This window comes from Actinomyces succiniciruminis, assembly GCF_900002405.1.
GTDB lineage: Bacteria > Actinomycetota > Actinomycetes > Actinomycetales > Actinomycetaceae > Actinomyces > Actinomyces succiniciruminis.
The window spans coordinates 1-19,407 of the sequence record NZ_LK995526.1; the positions used below are offsets into that span (position 1 = coordinate 1).

The following is a 19,407-nucleotide window of genomic DNA, read 5'->3' on the forward strand; positions in this document are numbered from 1 at the left end:
ATGTCCTGAGGCAGAACTGTCACCGATGTCCTGAGACATCACACACCGCGTTCACGCCGAGAGCTCGTGTTTAGCCCGGCGACGTTCGGGCCGGTGTTTTGCACGACCCTGGGTGACACTGCACGACCCTCGTGCGCATTGCACGACCCCGGGGTGGTCGTACAACACACACCAAGGTCGTGGAACGCGGCCCGAGGTCGTGCAGTACATAGGGGCGGGGTGAGCGCCACTGCCACCCCGGGGCTATCGGCGTGGATGAGGTGCTTTAGACCGGCGCGCCTCGGTTCTCTAGCTGGATCGTCCGGCCCAGCCCTTGCAGTCCCAGAGACCCTCCTCGCGATGAGGCGCGTTTCCCGCGTGGTCCACGCTCGTGGCGACCTGCGCGCCGACGGCTCATCAGGCAGAACAACGATTCGTCAGGTGCGCTAACGGTTCATGCGTTCTGGGCGACGATTAGCCACGAACACGCGTTCGCGTCAGGAACACGAGTTTTAGAGCTTTGCACGTGCCCCGCACCCGCAAACCTCCAAAACTCATGTCCTTGCGGGGAACTCGTGTACGAGCTGCGGTGCGCCGGACGGGGCCCGGGTCACGCTCGCAAAAGCAAGACCTGTACCGCCGCGGCAGAACTCGGCGCAGCTCAGCCGCCCCACCGGCGCTGCGCGTCGAAAGGTCGGCGACCGCTCAGTCGTCGGGGTCGGCGTTGACGGCGCCCTCGACGTCGTGTAAGAGCAGGTTGGAGATCTCCACCTGCACCATCTCCACGTCGGGCACATCGACCAGCACCAGGGGCTCATCCGCGCTGGTCTGCAGGGAGAGGCTGCCGCAGCCGAACATACGGTCGGTGATGGTCCGCTCCTGCTGGACGTCGGAAATGCGTGACAGCGGCAGGTCGTGGCCGGTCTTGTTGATGATGCCGGAGCGGGTGATCACGCGCTTGGAGGTGACCGTGTACGTCGTGGTCATCCAGCGCAGCCAGGGCACCACGAAGGCCGGCATGGCCGCAATGACGACCAACACCCACACGGCGATGACGGCGCCGGTGCGCCAGTTGGCATCCGGGAACAGAATGGAGGCGACCACGCCTACGGCCAGTAGCGCGATCACCACGAGGGAGCGCCACAGCAGGATCTTGGGGTGGGTGCGCATATGGCGCACGACGATCTCGTCCTTGCTGAGCAGCTTCTGGGGTAGAGCCATACCCCCAGTGTGCCACCCGGCCGGAGCTCGCGCCGCATTGCCGGCATCGCCGGCTCATTAGCGGGCAGCTCGCCCCGCCTGGCCGACGCCGCGCGGTGTGAGCAGGGCCAGCGCCGCCATGCCCATGCCGGCCACCGCAACCGTGCCGACGGCGCCGGCCGCATAGGCGATGAAGACGGCGGTGCGGCTGAGCTGCGCGGCGGCGACCGCACCGGCTCCACCGGCGTCGACGACGCCCCGCCAGGTGAGCACCTCCAGCATCAGGGCCGCCGCGCCCGCGAGAATCCCGAGCCCGCCCAGCACGGCGGCGGACGACAAGCGCGCCGGCGGCAGCTCGCCCGCTGCGACACCGCCCCCCGCCGCGGCGGGAGTCGACGGCGTCGCAGGCGCTGCACCGGTGGGCTCGGAGTCGGCGGGCCCTGCCTCATCCGCCCAGGCGCCGCAGGCGATCGCCACTGCGCCCCAGGAGGTGGCCAGCAGCAGGGCGGCGATAACGTCGCCGGGACGATGCCACTGGCACACCAGCGTGGAGTAGCCCATGGCGGCGGCCAGCGCCGCTCCCGCCCAGGCAGCGACCCCGCGCCACCGCGGTCCGGTGACCAGGATGAGGGCGACGGCAGCGGATGCGGCCACCGCGGTATGCCCCGAGGGCAGGGTATTCATGCCGCCGAATTTCCGGAACAGCCCGTAGTCCGGACGCCACAGGATCAGGTACTTCAGCACCTGGGTGGAGATGTTGATGGCGACGACTGCGCCCGCAGCCCACAGGGCCCGCCGGCGGCTGCCGCGCCACCGGGCGCCGACCAGCACCACGAGTACCAGGCCGATTGCGGCCGGCAGGGACACCACGTGCAGCAGGTTGCGTGCGTGGTCGGACACGAAGTGGGCGCCGATGCGGGAGCCGTCCAGAGCCGCCTGCTCCATGGCCTGCCCGGTCAGGTGCACCACCAGCAGCCACCAGGTGAGCGCCACGCCGACCATACAGACGACGGCGAGCACGCCCGCCAGCAGGCGCGAGCGCCGCTGTGCGCGCCACCCGGGGTCAGGAGGTTGCGTCAGGGAATTGTTGCGAGACGTCATTGGGCCCGGATGATACGACCTGCGGCTGGGTGGAGTCGGAGTCCGGCGTCGCGGCCGGCGTGGCGGTGCGGGTGTGCGTGCCGCGCTTGCGGGGCGGGTAGCCGGAGCGCCACACGTACAGACCCACCAGGATGAAGCCGGCCGCCAGGCCCACCGCCCACCAGGGGAACGATGGCACCGTGGGGGGATTGCCGGCGGCGTCCAGGTCCGCCTGCGGGGTGGGGTAGACCCGTTCCCCGGTGACCAGGATGCGGTGGGTGTTGATGCCCAGTGGTGTGCAGGTGACCAGGGTGACCAGGTCGCGCCCCTGCTCGGCGCGCAGCGCCTCGGTTTCGTCGGGCTCGACGACCTTGGTGTCGAACACCCGATAGGTGAGTACTTCCCCGAACACCTCGATGACGAAGGTGTCACCGACCTCCACCTGGTTCAGGTCGGTGAACATGCGGGCATCCGCCAGACCGCGGTGACCGGTGATCACCGCGCGGGTGCCCTCTCCGCCCACGGGCAGGGAGGTGCCCTCGAGGTGCCCCAGCCCGGCCAGCAGGGTCTCATCGCTGGTGCCGTGATAGACGGGCAGGTCCAGGTTGATGGCGGGGATGCGCAGCCGGGCCATGAGCCCGGCACCGTTGGCGTCCAGGATCGAGTCGTAGTCGAGGGTGTCGTCCCCGCCCTCGCCGACGCCGGTGGGGACGTTGGTGTTGGCCTCCAGCACCGCGCCGACGGAAAGGGCGTCGTTGTAAGCATGCGCCTGGGCGAGCTGGGTGGCGGCGTCCGGGTCGGCGGAGTCGACGTCGGAGGCGTAGGTGGTGATGATCTTGGACTGGTTGTACTGGGTGACCCAGGCGGCGACGGTCGGGTAAGCGAACAGCAGCATGCCGGCGATCGCCAGGACGGCGGGCAGCAGGGTCAGGGGCTGCAGCCGCCAGCGCCGGGCGTCGGGCCCAGCATGCTCGTCGGGCGCGGCGGGCGGGCGGCGTCGTGCGCGTCGACTCATGGGGTCTCCTCGAGTGGCTCGGTGGCTGATTGGGGTAGGGGTCCTGTGTACCAGGGCTCGGGGGCGCCTTGGCGCTCCGGCCGGAGGTCGGCATGCGTGTGGCGGGCAGACCCGGGTGGGCCTGCCCGCCACACGTTTACAACCGTGGAGGGTTGCTAGGAGCGGAACCGGCTAGTGCTGGTTCCTGTCCGCGTCAGCCCTGGGCGCGCTGACGGTTGCGGGCCACGAGGACCGAACCGGCGGCGAGCAGGACGAGCGCGGCACCGATCAGCATCATCAGCAGCTGGCCGTTGGCACCGGTGAGCGGCAGGTTCGGCACGTTCTGCTTGGTGTTGTCGATGGTGATGTTGTCGGCCGTGGTGGTGCCGGCGGTGATCTTCAGGGCCGTGTTGGCGGCGTCACCGGTGGGCAGCGTGTAGCCGGCGGGGGCGGCGGTCTCAACCAGCACGTAGCAGCGGGTGCTGTGCTCCGGGGAGATCTGGTCCTCGGTCTGGCCGGCCTCGCCGACGAGGGAGTCCACGAACAGGCCGGCCAGGTTGATCTGACCGTTGGCGTCGGAGGTGAAGGTGTCCACGCCACCGATCGCGACCGGGTTGCCGGTAGCGGTGCCCTTGTCGCAGCTGGCGGCGAAGGGGTCGGAGGAGTTGTAGACCTGGAACGAGGCGCCGGCCAGGGTCTTGCCGTTGTCGGCGTCGGCCTTGGTGATCACGGCGTTGCCCCAGTTGGAGACGACCGGGTTGGTCGGGTTGTCCGGCGGGTTGTCCGGCGGGTTGTCGCTGTTCTTGGTGTCCACGAACAGGTGCGCGGTGTTGGGGATGTTGCCGGACTCGGTCACCGAGTTGGCGGTCGCGGTGAAGGTGATCACCAGCTTGGAGTCGGCCTTGCCCTTGAGGAAGGCAAAGCCATCGGCGTTGAACTCAACCTTGAGGTCCTGCCCCTCGGTGACCGTGTAGTAGCTGGAGTCCACGGTCTCGTCGTCCAGCATCACGGAGGCCACCTTGCCGTCGGTCAGAGCGGCGTTGAGCGGGTCGGTGACGTAGAAGTAGGTGAACTCGTCGTCCTCGGCGATGCTCGGCACGGTCACGGTGACCGGGAACTCGAGCTGCGCGGCGGTCTGCAGACCGTTGGCCGTGACCTCAATCCCCTTGGTGGGGGCCAGCACGACGGTGTTCTTGGGGTACACGTCAACGGTGTACAGCCACGAGCCGTCCTGCGTGGAGGCGTTGTTGGCCTCGTTGTTCGGGAAGGGGATCGTCACCAGGAAGGGCGCGGCCTTGGTAGCGACGGTCGCAGGGGCGCTGGTCTCGCAGACCAGGTAGGCGGCCACGGACAGGCCGGAGATGGTGGTGTTGCCGTTCTCAGTCGTCGGGGCGGAGGCGGTGCCGGTGCCGAAGGTGGCGGCGTCGCCGCTGGGCAGCGTCAGCGCCGGGGTGGCGTAGTCGCTACCACAGGCATTGCCCGGGATCACCAGGTCGCCCAGACCGTTCCAGGCCGCCTGGGTGGTCAGGTCCAGGTTGGTGATCTCGTAGGCGGTGAAGACGACGTCGGCCACGCCCTTACCGGTCTTGTCAGTGGCGTCGTTGGGCGTGCCGGGGCCGTCCTCCATCGAGCCGCTCTCGAGCTTGTGAATGTTCAGCGTTCCCGTGGCGTCGGGGTCGATGTTGCCGACGGAGATGTCGGCAGCAGCCGTGGCGGCGATGCCGCCCAGCCCGGCCAGGGTCAGGGCGAGGGCCCCGGCTCCGGCGGCGACCCGGCTCGCCAGCGTGCGCGTGCTGGTGCTCATGGGTTGGGATTCCTTTCATGTGCGCCGCCGACGGCGACGCGTATGAGGGGTTGAAACAAATCTCTGGGGTTGAGGCCGGCCACCGCCCGTGCGGTTGCTGCGCCGGCACGGGGCTCAGCTCTGGACGTGGTGCGCGCGGCGCCTCCTCACGAGTCCAGTGGCGAAGGCCAGGGCTGCCAGGGCGCCCCCGCCGATGAGGAAGGTGTCGGCCCCAATACCACCGGTGAGCGGCAGGGTGGGAACCTCGGTCTTCTCGTTGGTGAATGCCGCCGCGAAGCTGTATTCGAGCTGGTCGGGCAGGATCCGGAAGGTGTGGCTGGTGGTGTCGAGCACGTAGCCGGCGGGCGGCTTGGACTCGACCAGGGTGTAGTCGGCGTCCTCGTTCCAGGCCAGGCCGGTGACCTTCAGGGTGCCCGCGGCGGGGTCGGAGTCGTAGTAATCGGCGTCCCCGGCCTGCTCGGCGCAGGCCTCGGCGCTGTCGGCGACGCAGTCGGTGATCGTGACGGGCTCACCGACGCCGGGCAGGGTGAGCTGCCACTCGGAGCCGGACAGGGCCTTGCCGTTGTCGGCGTCGGTCTTCTGCCAGGTGACCGATCCGGTCAGGCGCTCGTTGACCACGTCGCCGTAGTCGGCGTCGAGGCCGCCCTCGGCGTCGGGGCCGATGGTGAACTCGTGAGCCTGTTCATCGAGCTGGTAACCGGTGGGCACCTTGGACTCGGTGAGGGTGTAGGTGCCCCAGGCCAGGTCGGTCAGCTGGAAGTGTGCCGCAGCCGCGTCCTGGTCCGTGAAGGGCCGGCTGGAGCAGCCGCCGGTGCAGTCGGTGACGGTGGTCCCGTCGGGGACGCCCGGGCCGGTCAGGGTCCACTCGGTGCCCGCGAGGTCCTGGCCGGTGTCGTCGACCTTGTGCCAGGTGATGGAACCGGGTTGGTCGGCGTTGGTGAAGGTGCACACCGTCAGGGTGGCGTTGGCGGTGGTGACGTTCGGGTTGTTCTTGCTGACTCCGGCGACGACGGTGGTGGGGTTGGTTCCGACAGCGCCCTGCGTGCAGGCCAACGACTCCAGCTCATAGCCGGCGTTGGCGGCGTCGGTCTTGCCGGCCTCGGCGAGCGCGTAGCTGCCGGCGCCGACGTAGCGGGTCTGGCCGGTGGCGTAGGTCAGCGTGGTCTGGCCCGAGGTGGCCGTCAGGTCCCAGTCGGCGGCGGCGGCGGTGCCCCCGTAGTTGTTGTTGACCTCCTTGACCAGCCGCAGCTGGGCGGGCAGGTTCAGCAGGTAGTCCTCGACCTCGCCGCCGACGGTGACGCCGGTGGGCTTGCTCTCGGCGGTGGCCGTGGAGGCGCGCAGCCGCAGGTAGGTGACGGTCTGGTTGACGAGGTTGGTGTCGACGGGCGCCTGGGGCACGTTGAAGGTCAGGTTGACGCGGCCGGAGGCGGGGCAGGCCTGGGTATTGGAGCCCTCGTTGTCTTGGAACCTGCCGTCACCGTTCCAGTCGATCCAGCCATGGATCTTGCCGTCGCCGCCGCAGCCGACGCCGGTGATGGTGTAGGTGCTCGTGTCCCCATTGAGGACGTCTATCGGCAGCATGGCGCCCTGCTGTATGGAGGAGTTGCCGTCCAGAGCGTCCTCATCGTCATTGACACCGTTGCTGTCATCGCCGTCCGCGCCGGCGGAGTGCTGCTGGTAGGTCTCGGAGTCGATGCGGGTCCCCAGGTGCACGGTGGAGGGCGGCTCGTTGGTGATGTCGGCCAGGGTCATGCCCCACACGCTCTGTCCCTGCCAGCCGGTGTTGCTGAGAGCGGTGCCGGTGGTCCAGCTGGGCTGGAAGAGGGCGCCGGCGGTGCCGTAGGACTCCGGCGCGTCGCCGAAGTCGGTCTCGACGACCACACCCAGGGCGACGGCGGTGTAACCGCGGCCCTGGATCTCCACGCCCGCGGAGGTGGCGCCCTTCATGAACATGACCGTCCCGGGGCCATTGCCGCTACTCGGGTTGTTGTGAGTCCCACCGTTGTTGTACGCGCACTCCTGCCCGTTGGGGCTCATGCGCATGAAGTTGCTGGTCTGCCCGTTCCACCAGTTCGTCTGACTCTGAGCCGAAATGAGCACGTCGGTGGTGCAGCCGCTGCGGGAGCGGTCCAGGGCGTACCAGGTGACATTGGAGGCATTGGAACTGGGGGCCGCCTGAATCCACTCGGCCTGGTTGGCCTCTCCAACCCCCGATGAAGTGGATGATGCCTCGGCGTCGGCGAATACGAGCCCCTGAAGCGGGACCTCCGCGCCGTTCAGCGTGGCGGTGCAGGAGAAGTTGAAGGACAGCCGGGCGTGGTCCATGGTGTTGCGCAGACCAATGACCATCTGGTTGTTGTTGGCGTAATCGCGCGGGAAGGTACCTACCCGCCCGGTCGTCCAGTAGCCGGTGCCGCCCACGTTGTACAGGTCATCGAGAACGTCTCCCGCCCAGTCACCGGGCGCGTAGGCCTTGAGCCCGGAGCGCACGTAGGCATTGTTCTCGTCGTAGCCGTAATCGGCGTAGTTCCCGCCCTCACTGCGCTGCTTCTGCAGGTTGGAGATGGTGCAAGTGGTGACGAGGGTGCCGCCCTCGCCGAGGTCGCGGGTGTTGGTTACCGTCTGAGACCCGGCAACGCCGGCAGTGAGCAGGAATTGGTTCTTGGTACCCCACTGGATCCACTGGATGTCGTTCTTGAAGCGGCCCGCGCCGCCGGTGGCGAAGCCCTCCGCGACGGTTCCTGCCGCCTCAGCGGGGATGGGCGAGACGACGAGCGCGCCCGCCACGGCCAGCGCGGTACAGGCGAGGATTGCGGCAGCTCGACGCGACACCTTGCGCAAGCGGGTGGCGGCGGACTGGACAAGCACTACACGACTCCATGGGTATGCGCGGCCGGGGCGCCGCTCTCGGTACTTAAAGGCTTCACCTAGGTCATCCGGAGGATGGTCACTAGCCATGTGGGGGATAGCCACTAGCCATCTGGGGGATGCCCGAGACGAAGATACCGACGGATTCCCGCCCTTCTACCCGCCGAACCGAGCTGTGCTAAACCTGTGGCACACCCGTGCCAGTGTCGTAGCAAGTCGGTTACCACGGTGACCTTATCGAGTCCGCTTAAGCCGCGATAAGGCCTATTTCCCCGGGGAAATGTGCCGGTCAGGAGCGGCGCACCCGACGCGCCACCCGCCGTCCGGCTGCGACGGTGAGCACGCTCAGGATCACGACCACGGCGCCGATCAGCCACAGCATCCACGGACGCATGGGCGCAGGAGTGGCCGCCGCCTGCTCCGCCTGGGCCTGCACCGGGTCCATGGCCACGCGCGTCCCGGTCACCAGCAGGCGGTGGGTGTTGACGCCGTAGGGGGTGCAGGTGATCAGGGTGACCAGGTCCTCTCCCGGCACCTTGTTCAGCGACTCCGTCTCGGTGGGCAGGACCACGCGGATGTCGTTGACCTCGTATTTGAGGGTGCGACCGGCGGCGGTGATGTAGAAGACGTCGCCCTCCTCCAGCTCGGTCAGGTCGTCGAAGAGCGTGGCCGACCCCAGGCCGGTGTGGCCCGTCAGAACGGAGTGGGTGGAGGTCCCGCCCACGGGCAGGGCGGTGCCGAACAGGTGGCCGACGCCCCGGGAGAGAGTCTCGGCCTCGGTGCCGTGGTAGACCGGCAGGTCCACATGGATCTTGGGGATGACGATCCGAGCCATGACCTCGTCCAGATCCAGCTCGGCCAGGTAGGCCTGGTACTGGGGGGTGTCGGGGCGCTGCTGGTCCAGCCAGGGGTCGAGGATCGGGGAGGAGGCGAGCTCCTGGTTGTACTCGTCGGCACTGGCGAGCTCGGCGGCGAGCACGTCGGGGCTGACGGCGTCCATCTGCGCCTGGTACTGGTCGGCGATCTCCTGCTGGCGGGCGTTGTTGTGCTGGGTGGCCAGCACCGGGTAGGCCAGTACGAGCGCTCCGGCCAGGGCGAGGATGAAGGGCAGCACGCCCAGCAGGCGGCTGCTCCGGCTGGGTCTTCCGCCGGACTTCTCACTCGGTGGCTTGGGGGGCTCGGCGCCGCCGTGCGCATCATCGGGCTGCGCGGGCCTGTCCGCGGAAGCGTCACCCAGGTCGCGACCGGGTTCATCCAGGACGTCGGCGATTGACGGAGTCTGGCCCATTGGCTTCCTTCTGTGTGGCTCGTGGCGGATATGAGTGTGGCTGCGCGCGGACGGTGCCGGTGGCACCACGGTAGAGCGCCTGGGGCGGTACCGGTGACGACGACGGCGTGCGCGTCCGGAGTATCCGGCCGGCGCACGCCGTCGTGTCACCGGGTGGGGCGGCCATCATGCCGCCCCAGCCCTGTGGTTGTCAGTCCTCGGCGCTGCGGCGCTTGTTGTGCACCGCGAGGAGGACCGCACCGCCGACCAGCAGGATGCCGGCGATGGTGAGGAACAGGATGCCGTTGGCACCGGTCAGCGGCAGGCGGAAGCCGGCATTGGAGGGCACGTCGGTGACCGTGAAGCCGATGGTGTAGGGGGAGGCCTCAACCTGGGACTTGAGCACTTGGAAGGCGATGGGGTCGCTCTGGAGCTCGTAGCCCTCGGGGGCCTTGGTCTCCACCAGGCAGTACCAGCCGGGGTTGGTGACGTCGGCGTTGTTGATGAAGTCGTTCGTCTGGAGGGCGTCGATGGTGACGGTGCCGTCGTCGCCGGTGGTGAACTTCGCGGTGTCGGCGGTGGTGGTGCCGTTCGTGACCTGGTTGGCGGTCAGGGCGTCGCCGGTGATGTTGGCGGCGTCGCGGTCAACGGTCTGCCCCTGGGAGGCACCGGTCGGGTTGCACTGGTAGACCTGGAACTCGGCGCCCGCATAGGTGGAGGCGTCCTTGCCGTCGGTACCGGTCTTGGTGATGGTCACCTTGCCGTAGTAGGACTTGACCTCCTCGGTGGGCGTTCCGGGAACGTCCGGGGTCGGGTTCTCGGGGTCCCAGGTGGTCTGGGAGTCGTTGGGGATGAGGGAGGCCTCGTTGCTGATGGCGCCCTCGCCGGTGCCGATCTCCTCGACGACGGCGTTGATGACCACCTGCACCTGGGTGGTGGAGTCGCCGGCGACGCGGGCCCGCGCGATCTTGTCACGGCCGGCCTCGGTGAAGGTGACGGTGACGTAGGTCTTGCCGTCCTCACCGGTGGCGGTCACGACGTTGTAGTCGGTGCCCTCGGTGAGGGACACGGCGCCGGTGCCGATCATGGACACGGTGGCGTTGGAGTAGGACAGGCGGGAGTCGAGCGGGTCGACGATCTGGTAGTTCTTGATCGTGGCGCCGCCTTCGACGTCAAGCTTGGGCACGTCCGCCTTGATCGTGTAGGTCAGCGTGTCGCCGACCGACGGGGCGGAGGAGTCGCTGACCTCCTTGCTGGCGTCCACGATCGCGTTCTTCGGGTAGACGTGAACGTCGTAGTTCCAGGAGGCCTGGGTGTCCGCGTTGGTCATCGGCAGGGTGACGATGAAGTCCTCGGCCGGGGTGACGTTGGCGGGGGTCTTCGTCTCGGAGACGATGTAGGCGCCCAGCTCCACGTCGTTGAATACGGCCAGGCCATTCTCGCCGGTCACCGCGGTGTAGGTGGTGCCGGTGGTGTGGCTGCGGGCCGCGGAAACGTCACCGTCCAGGTCCGCCAGCGCCTGCCAGCCGGCCTGGGTGGTCAGGTCGAAGTCCAGCTTGGTGATGGTGAAGGTGACGTCGGAGACCGGGTCGCCGGTGGCGCTCGGGTCTACCAGACCGTCGCCGGCGGTGGTGCCGTTGGAGTCGGTCTGGGCGAGCTTGTGGATGGTCAGGTCCGGCGTGGCGGCGGCGTCGATCAGAGCGACGTCCGCGTCGGTGGCCTCCGCGGCCGCAAGGATCGCGGGGACTGGGGCAGCCGTGGCGACGGGCGCCGCGACCGCACCACCGATTGCAAGGGCCACCGCCGCGGCGAGGCCGGCGCAACGGCGCCTGGTGAGGGATGACATCTGTTCTCCTCGTTGATGGGGTTGTGGGTTACCCGGCTGCCCGGTTGGCCCCTGGCTGTTCCCGGTCGCTCAGGCCCTACGGCCCCGGCGGCGGGAAGTCTGGGTGATGGTCAGGACCAGTGCCGCGGTGAGCAGCAGCCCGGCCCAGGCCACGTACACGCCGATGCCGCGTCCGCCCGAGAGGGGCAGCGTGCCGGTTTCGACGTCGTGGATGTTGATGCCGATGGCGGTGACGACGTTGCCGTCGGCGTCGGTGACGGCGGGGATCACCGCGATGGTGTCCGCCGTCAGGTTGGTTTCGGCGAGCGTGATGGTGGTGTTGCCGTCGGCGTCCACACCCAGGTGGAACTGGATGGGCCGCGGCAGCAGGCTGTGCCCGGCGGGCGCCTTGGTCTCAACCACCCAGTAGTCGTGGTTGATGGGCAGGCCCGCGGAGGTGAACAGGGAGCCGTCCACCGGATCCACGCTCACGCCGTTCTCAATCGGGGCGGCGCCGTCCGTGGCCGGGTCGACGTCGTAGATGTCGAACTCGGCGCCGGGCAGGTTGGTGGTGCCGTCCGCCTGCACCTGGGTGCCGGTCTTGCGCAGCGTGATGATGCGCTTGCCGGCGTCCGGGGTGACCGGCTCGCAGGCGGTGTTGTCGCTGCGGCCGGAGGCGTCGCGCCCGTCGGTCGGGTAGACCTCGTTGAACAGGCCGTGGCCGGGGGTGCGGGTGCCGTCCGCCTCGACGGAGCACTCCAGCAGCTCCTCCGAGTAGTCGGTGTTGCCCGGGTCGACGGTCACCGTGAAGGTGATCGTGTACTGGGCGCTCTGTCCGGGGGCGATCACGTCGCCGGCGGTGAGGGTGTAGTAGCCCTCGGCGTCGGCCGCGGCGGCCACCGGGTCCCCGCCGGGGGCGGTGACGGTCACCTGGTCGATGTCCAGGCCGGGAGCGAAGTCGGGCTTGTCGCGCAGCAGCCCGGTGGACTGGGCCAGCTCGCCCTCGTTGGTCACCGTGATGGTGTAGGCGACGTCGAAGCTGGAGCTGGTTCCCACGCCGGTGGTGGCGACGGACTTGGACACGGTAAGCCGGGGCGTGAGGTCCAGGCAGGCGGTGTTGTTCTCATCGCCGTCGGTATCGCCCACCATGGCGGTGGTGTTGACCAGACCGGAGGGGGCGCCGTCGGCGCGCTCGTGCCCGCACTGGTAGTCGGTGTCCTCGAAGTCCGCGGCGGAGTCGACGGTGAAGCTCACCTGGACGGTGATCACGCGCGTGCCGCCGCCGGTGACGGTGCCGTCCTCCCCGGCGGTGCCGCCGGCCAGCACGGGACCGGAGTCGGCCCGGGCCAGGGTGATGGGCCCGTCCAGCACGCCGTCGGTGATGCCGGGAATCTCGGCATCCGTAGCCGCCTCACCGTTCTCGAGGACGGCGACGCCGGTGATCTTGGCGGTCTCCGGCAGGGCGGGGGTGTCGGTGACGTCGGCGATGATCTGGCTGGCGGCGCGGGAGGTGTTCTCCACGGTCACCGTGTAGGTCGCGGTGTAGGTGTCCCCGTTGCGGACCACGTCGACGCCGTCCTTGCGCACCGAGAACTTCGGGTTGGTCGGGACGTCGCCGCAGTCCTCGGCGGTGTCCGTGACCTCGCCGGAGGTGACGGCGGCGGTGTTGTGGATGGCGGTGCCGTCGGTGGCGGCCTGCGCGCTGCACTCGCCGTCGCCGACGCCGGGGATTCCGGTGTCGGGCGCGGTCACGTTCAGCACCACGGTGTAGGTGTGGGTGGCGCCGGCCGGCAGGGTTGCGCCGTCGACCACGGTCACGGGCCCGGAGGCCTGCGTGAGCGCGTCTGCCAGGGCGCCGCCGGTGACGGTGATGGAGTTCAGCGTGGTGCCCTCGGGCACGGTCGGGGTGTCCACCAGGTCGTAGGTGAGGTCCTGCACCTGCGAGGGGTTGGTGACGGTCACCTCGTAGGTGACGTCCCAGGTCTCGCCGGTCCAGTTGCCGTCGGCGTCCAGGTGCTTGCTGGTGCCCGTGAAGGTCTTGTTCACGCCGGCGTGCGGGGCGACGTCGTTGGTGACCGTGGCGGTCACGGCGGCGTCGGCCTGTGCGGGCAGGGTGAAGGTGACCGCTCCGGGGGTGGAGGTGTCGGCGTCGGCGCCCTCGACCTCGTAGGTCATGGGGTCGGTCCATGTGAAGGAACCGTCCGCGGGCGCGGCGAGGGCGTCGTCCCCGGGCGCCGCCTCGGTCAGGGTGCAGGTGGCGCCCACGGGCACGTCCGCCACGGCGACGGCGGTGCCGTCGGCGGGCAGGGTGAGCGTGCCGGTGAAGGTGTCCTGCCCGGCGGTGCAGGTGTAGTCCACCGTGTAGCTCTCGCCGGTGGCGCCGTCGGTGGCCCCGGAGATGGCCTTGTTGACGGTGAAGCCGGTGGCCAGGGTGCGCTCGTCGGCGGCGTTGGTGACTTCGGCGGTGGAGGTGGCGTCCCGGGCGATGGTCTGCGCCTGGGTGACGGTGCCGTAGTCGCCGTCGAGCTCCGGGTCCGTCCACTGGTAGGACGGGTCGCCACTGACCGGGGCGGTCGGACGGCCGGTCTCGGTGACCGTGCAGTCGGAGCCGACCAGGATCTGCGTGTAGTCGCCGGTCAGGGTGGCGGCGCCGGCGCCGGTGACTCGCCAGGTGCCCTCGTTGCCGGTGCCGTCAGGGGCGGTGCAGGCCCAGGTGCCGGCGTAGGTGTTGGATTCGGCGGCGGTGACGCCGTCGAGCCCGTTCACGAGCTTGTTGATGGCCAGGGCGCCGTAGATGCGCTGGGTGGAGTTGGTGACCCGCAGCACCGGGTCGGAGTCCTGGGCGATACCCGTCAGCGTGTTGCCGTCGGTGAAGGTCTGCCCGTCGGCGGCGACGTCGTAGGCGGGGTTGTTCCACGTGTAGGAGACGTCCGTCAGCCCGGAGGTGTCGATGGGCGTGTCCTCGGTGAGGGTGCAGTCGGCGCCGGCGTAGATGGTGGCGCCGGCGGCGCCCTCACTGACGGTGGTGGAGCCGCCGGAGGCGGGCAGCTCCCAGCGTCCGCCGACCTCGCTGCCGTCCGCCTGGGTGCAGGACCAGCCGCCGCGCACGGTGGCGCCGTCGTTCAGGGCGCCGTCGATGCCGGTGTAGGCCTTGGTGATGGTGAGCGGCTGGGCGGCGCGCTCGGCGTCGTTGGTGACGGTGAGCGTGTTGGCGGCGGCGTCCGCGCCGATGGTGACCGGGTCGGAGACGGTCGGCTCGGCCCAGCGGTAGGAGATGTCCTTCAACTGGTCCTGAGTGGGGGCGTCCTCGGCGGCGGTGCAGACGGTGCCCAGCGGCAGGCCGCCGGTGGGCAGGCCGTCGATGGTGGCCGCGCCGGCGCCGTCGGCCGTCCAGGTCAGGCTCCAGTCCTGGGTGATGCCCTGGCCGTCGTCGTAGTGGCAGGCGATGTCGCCGGAGAAGGACTCGTCGACGACGACGCCCTCGGACAGCCCGTCCCCGTAGGCCTTGGTCAGGCTCAGGTCGGAGGTGACACGGCGGATCGTGTTGGTGGCGGACACCGCCACGGTCTCATCCTTGGTGATGGTGACCTCGTCGGGGAAGACGGTGGCCATCTCCCAGGCGTAGGAGGAGTCCTTGAGCTGGTCCTGGGTGGGGCTGGTCTCGCTGATGGCGCAGGTCCAGCCGGCCGGGATCTCCCGGTCGAAGGCGACGCCGCTCTCGCCGTCCGCGACGGTGGCGGTGGCGGTGAGCTCGCCGTCCACACCGGGGGCGGTGCAGGTGGCGTTCAAGGTGAAGGTCTGGCCGTCCTTGAGGCCGTCCGTCTCCCCGATGACCGTCTTCGCGGCGGTCAGGGAGCCCATGTCCCGGTTCACGGTGTTGGTGACGGTCATCGCGGCGGTGCCGTCCGCCGTCACGGTGGCGGCGTCGTAGCTGGGCTCGCCCCAGGAGAAGGAGGGGTCGGTGTCCGGGGCGCCGGAGGCGTCCAGGTCCTCGGTGGGCGTGCAGGTGGAGTCGACGTAGGGGGCCTCGCCGTCGTCGTAGGTGATGGCGGCGTTGCCGGCGCCGTCCACGCTCCAGGTGCCGGTCACGTCGGCGTCGCCGTCGTGGGTGCAGGTGAAGGCGCCGGAGTAGGTGTTGTCGGCGCCGAACTGGGTGGCCAGTTCGCCGGAGAGCACCTTGTTCAGGTTCACGTCGGCGCGCACGCGCTCAATGGTGTTGGTGACGGTGACGGTGCCGGAGGAGGCGTCCTCGCTGGTGATCCGAACCGGGTCGGTGATGGTGGGCTCGCCCCAGGCGTAGGAGCCGTCGGCCAGGCCGCCGCTGATGGTGCCCTCGGTGACCGTGCAGGTCTGGCCGAGCGGGATGTCGCCGACCGTGACGGTCTCGCCGTCGGCGAGGGTCCCGGAGTAGGCCTGGGCGCCGTCGCAGGTGACGGTGATGGGGAAGAGCTTCTCCCCGGCGCCGGTGAAGCCGTTCGCCTTGTTGTTGTCAGCCACGGTCTTGGTGACCTGAATGGAGCCGTAACGCTCACTCATGGTGTTGGTGGCGGCCACGGCCACACCCGGCTCGTCCCCGCCGGGCATGGTGAAGGAGATGCTCCCGCCGTCCGCGGACACGCTCGCCCCGGTCGACGGGGTGGCTGTCATGGAGGTGCCGTCGGCGTCCCAGCGGTAGGGGTCGATGGCGGCGGGCAGGGCGTCCGTGCTCTCGGTGACCGTGCAGGATGAGCCCTCCGGGATGCCGGTGATGGGCTCCGTGACCTGGCCGGCGCGCACGGTGGCGGTGCCGGTGATGGCCTCGCCGCTGAGCGGGGTGCAGGTGTAGGTGAAGGTGAAGTCGGTGTCGGCGAAGCCGGTGCCGGCCTCGGCGCCCTCCACGCTCTTGGTGATGGTCAGCCCGCCGGTGGTGCGGGCGACGACGTTGGTGACGTCCACGTTGCCGGTGCGGGTGTCCGGGTCGATGGTGACCGGGCCGGAGGTGGTGCCGGCGGTGGAGAACACGTAGGAGGAGTCGGCGGCGTTGGGCGCGCCGGGGTCTTCCTCGGTGACCGTGCAGGTGGAGCCGAGCAGCACGGCGGCGCTGGTGCCGCCCGCGGTGGCGGGACCGGAGGTGACGCTCAGCGTGGCGGCGCCGGAGCCGGTCACCGACCAGGTGCCGGTGGCGTCGTCGTCGCCGGGGTGGCTGCAGGTCCAGGTACCGGTGTAGGTGTTGTCGGCGCCCTGCCCGTCCAGGTCGGTCAGCTGCTTGGTGATGGTGAAGTCGCCGTAGTCGCGCTGCCAGGTGTTGGTGACGGTGACCTGCTCGGTGTGGTCGCCCTGGACGGTGACGCTCTGGTCTTCGGGGCCGGCGGTCCACTTGTAGGAGGCGTCGGTCAGGCCTGTGGAGCCGGTGGGCGCGGTCTCGCTGACGGTGCAGTTGGCGCCGGCGGCGATGTACGGGGTGGTGGCGGTGGCTTCCGAGCCGGTGGCCGCCAGGTCGAAGGCGCCGGTGTAGTTCTCCGTCTCGCCCTGGGCGGGCGCGTCACAGGTGACGGTGACGGGGAAGGTGGTGCCGGCGGTCACGGGGCCGGCGTCGGGGCTGACGTTCTTGGTGACAGCCACCTTGCCCCAGGCGGCCTCGGTGGGGTTGACGACGGTGACGGTCTTGCCGCCGTCGGCCGCGCTGACCATGGTGCCCTCGGCGGCGTCGAGGCCCTCGTAGCTGGGGGTGCCCCAGTCGTAGGCGTCGGCGAGCAGGTCCTCGTTCAGGGAGGAGGCGGGCTCGGAGACGGTGCACAGGGCGCCGCGGGGTACCTGCACGGTCGTGGAGGCGCCATTGGCGACGTTGACGGTGCCGGCGTAGTCAGCTCCGCAGTCGTAGTCGATGGCGAAGGTGGCGTCGCCGCCGTTGTAGCCCTCGCCGTCGACCTGCTTGGCGACGTTCAGGTCCACCAGCACGCGCTTGTAGGTGTTGGTGACGGTGATGGTCTCGGAGGTGTCCTTGCCGACGGTGACGCTGGGCTTATCGAAGCTGCCCGCGCCGGTCCACTCGTAGGAGGAGTCCTTGAAGTCGCCGTCCGCGGTCTCGGGGGCGGTCTCGGTGAAGGAGCAGGTGGTGCCCGCGGGGACGGTGAGCGTCGCGGGGGTTCCGGTGGAGACGTCCAGCGTGCCGGAGCCGCCGTCGCCGTCGCAGGTGTAGGAGACCTCGAAGGTGCGGTCCGCTCCGCCGGTCCAGCCGCCCGCGGCGGTCTCGTCGGCCGGCTCGACGACCTTGTTGACGTCGATGGTGCCGGTGTTGCGGACGATGGTGTTGGTGACGTTCACCTGGCCGGCGGCCGGGGCGGTGGGCACCTGGACCGTCGGGTTGTCGATGCTGGGGGTGGTCCACTCGTAGGAGTCGTCCTTGAGGTCGCCGCTGGGGGCGTCCTCGGTGACGGTGCACTCGGCGCCCACGGGCAGGCCGGAGATGACGGCGGGCGTGGCGGTGGTGGCGGACCAGGTGCCGGCGAAGTCGCGGCCGTTGGCGCTGCCGCAGTCGTAGGTACCCGTGTAGGTCTTGTTCTGATCGGTCAGGCCGCCGTCGGGATCCGAGACGGTCTTGTTGATCTGGATGGAGCCGGTCTTGAAGGTGTTGGTGACGGTGCAGGTGACCTGCTCGTCGACACCAAGGGTGACCTGGGAGTCGGTGACGGCGACGGCATCGCCGTCCTGGTTCACGCAGCTCCAGTCGCCCTGCTGGGAGAAGCCCTCAACGTTGCCGGTGGTGGCCTCCGACAGGGTGTAGGTGCCCGAGCGGGTCCACTGGCCGGTGACGGACTCCTCGCCGGACAGGCCGGAGATGGTCCGGTAGGGGAAGGCGGCGCCCTCGGCGGAGGTCTGGGTGGGGGTGGCCGTCAGGGTCCAGTTCTTCTCGCTGACGGCGGGGAAGGTCATCCCGTCGATTTCCTTGACGAGGGTGAGCTGGGAGCGGCCGACGTACTCGTTGTGCCAGGTGCAGGTGATAGCAGTGTTCTCGGCCGTGTCCGCCAGGTCCGAGCTGGACAGGTCGAGCGTGCCCTCGGAGAGGTTGACAGCGGAGTCGGTGAGCACCTCACCCCTGCGGTTCAGGAGCTCCTCGCCGTTGCCGTCGGTGACACAGGTGACCCCGGTCAGGCGCCAGCCGGAGGTGGTGTCGGTCGCCGTGTTGGCGTTGCTCTCCTTGACGACGGCCTCGTCGTCCGGGGCCAGCAGTTCGTAGCGCCTGGAGTCGTGCGCGGTGCCGGCCTCGCCCCAGTCGGTGGGGGTCAGGGAGCTGATGCTGCCCCAGTCGGCAAGCGCCGTGGACCCTTCGGCGGAGACGTTCTCGTAGTCGAAGGTGGGGATGGTGGTCGAGTCTTCGAGCGAGGGGTCGGTGGTGACGTCCTTGGCGAAGGTGACGGCGCGGACCTGCTCCAGGGAGCCGTACAGGCAACCGTAGGTCTCGGCGTTCTCCTTGGTGATGAAGGTGTCCTCCAGGTTGTCCTGGTCGGACAGGTCCGCCGAGCAGGTGCCGCTGGTGCCGTTGTTGACGAAGCCCCACAGCTTCAGCTTGTACTGGATGCCGGTGGTGGTGTCGGTCCAGGCGGTCGATTCGGTCGCGGAGGCCACCTCGAGGATGTCGTCCTCGCAGGAACGGCCGAAGTTGTCGTAGATGGCGCCGCCTTGGTCACCGGCCACGGCGACGTCGCCGTTGGGGAGGGAGACAAGTCTACCGTTGCGGTCGTAGGCGTAGTGGTAGTTGCCGTTCCAGTTCCCAACGTACTGCCATCCGTTCCAGTACCACGTCCCCGTGGAACGGAGCCCTATGTTGCCATTCGCGTCATAGGCGTACTGGCCGCTGCCGTCGGAGACGTAGTGTCCCTCGGCGTCGAAGGTGGAGCGGCAGGTGTTGGCGGTCTCGGTCAGCGTCCAGGGGAAGGAGGAGCTGATGGCCTTGCCGAGCGTGAGGTCCATGGTGCCATTGACGACCGTCGGGGTGAGTTGACCGAGTTGCACCACCGGGCGGTTACTGTGGCGCATGGTGGCCACCAGGAAGGGACTGCCAGCAGTGACGCTGTCCGTCGCCGCAGGCTTCAGTCCGACGGTACTCTGAACCTCGTCGTTGTAGACAGTTGGACAGTTGACCATTCCCTGCGCGCGGCTGTAGCCGAAGGACGCAAAGATGTTCTGTGAGGAACTGACCTCCGAAGTGCTGTAACCGGCCCCCCGAGGGGAGTAACGCACACACGCGGAGTCATACGCCGACGCAGGGGTGGTATAGGAGTTCGTCGTCACGTCGTGTTGAATTGCCGTCGCCTCACCCAGGTCAACTACCACTTCAGCCGCCTGAGCGGTCGGCTGAATCGGCAGTACCGCGCCGCCGATGAAGGCGCTGGCGAACAGCGCAAGCACGG

The 19,407-nt window shown here is 69.3% G+C and carries 8 protein-coding genes; all 8 read right to left on the bottom strand.

The features are described from left to right. Positions 1-684: 684 nt before the first annotated feature. The 8 genes from BN1056_RS10515 to BN1056_RS10550 all read right to left on the bottom strand — a co-directional run bounded on the left by BN1056_RS10515 (position 685) and on the right by BN1056_RS10550 (position 19,405). Positions 685-1,200, bottom strand: coding sequence for a PH domain-containing protein (locus BN1056_RS10515; RefSeq protein ID WP_210581031.1), 516 nt, complete (start codon positions 1,198-1,200; stop codon positions 685-687). A 57-nt stretch (positions 1,201-1,257) separates the two neighbouring features. Further along, on the bottom strand, positions 1,258-2,280 hold the full coding sequence (locus BN1056_RS10520; RefSeq protein WP_210581032.1) for a phosphatase PAP2 family protein: 1,023 nt from the start codon (positions 2,278-2,280) through the stop codon (positions 1,258-1,260). After that, the gene (locus BN1056_RS10525; protein ID WP_210581035.1) at positions 2,243-3,274 is read right to left on the bottom strand and encodes a class C sortase; all 1,032 of its coding nucleotides are present in this window, start codon (positions 3,272-3,274) and stop codon (positions 2,243-2,245) included. Before BN1056_RS10525 ends, BN1056_RS10520 begins: the two co-directional genes overlap by 38 nt. 193 nt (positions 3,275-3,467) lie before the next feature. Continuing rightward, positions 3,468-5,057 (bottom strand): SpaH/EbpB family LPXTG-anchored major pilin, encoded by a 1,590-nt coding sequence (locus tag BN1056_RS10530; RefSeq protein ID WP_210581037.1) that lies wholly within the window; start codon positions 5,055-5,057, stop codon positions 3,468-3,470. 114 nt (positions 5,058-5,171) lie between these two features. Further along, entirely contained in the window at positions 5,172-7,925 is a 2,754-nt protein-coding gene (locus BN1056_RS10535; RefSeq protein WP_210581040.1) for a CshA/CshB family fibrillar adhesin-related protein, read from the bottom strand. Between the two features lie 289 nt (positions 7,926-8,214). After that, the gene (locus BN1056_RS10540) at positions 8,215-9,213 is read right to left on the bottom strand and encodes a class C sortase (RefSeq protein WP_210581043.1); all 999 of its coding nucleotides are present in this window, start codon (positions 9,211-9,213) and stop codon (positions 8,215-8,217) included. 190 nt (positions 9,214-9,403) lie between these two features. Next, the gene (locus BN1056_RS10545; RefSeq protein ID WP_210581045.1) at positions 9,404-11,038 is read right to left on the bottom strand and encodes a SpaH/EbpB family LPXTG-anchored major pilin; all 1,635 of its coding nucleotides are present in this window, start codon (positions 11,036-11,038) and stop codon (positions 9,404-9,406) included. 69 nt (positions 11,039-11,107) lie between these two features. Then, the gene (locus BN1056_RS10550) at positions 11,108-19,405 is read right to left on the bottom strand and encodes a DUF5979 domain-containing protein (RefSeq protein ID WP_210581047.1); all 8,298 of its coding nucleotides are present in this window, start codon (positions 19,403-19,405) and stop codon (positions 11,108-11,110) included. Positions 19,406-19,407 lie beyond the last annotated feature (2 nt).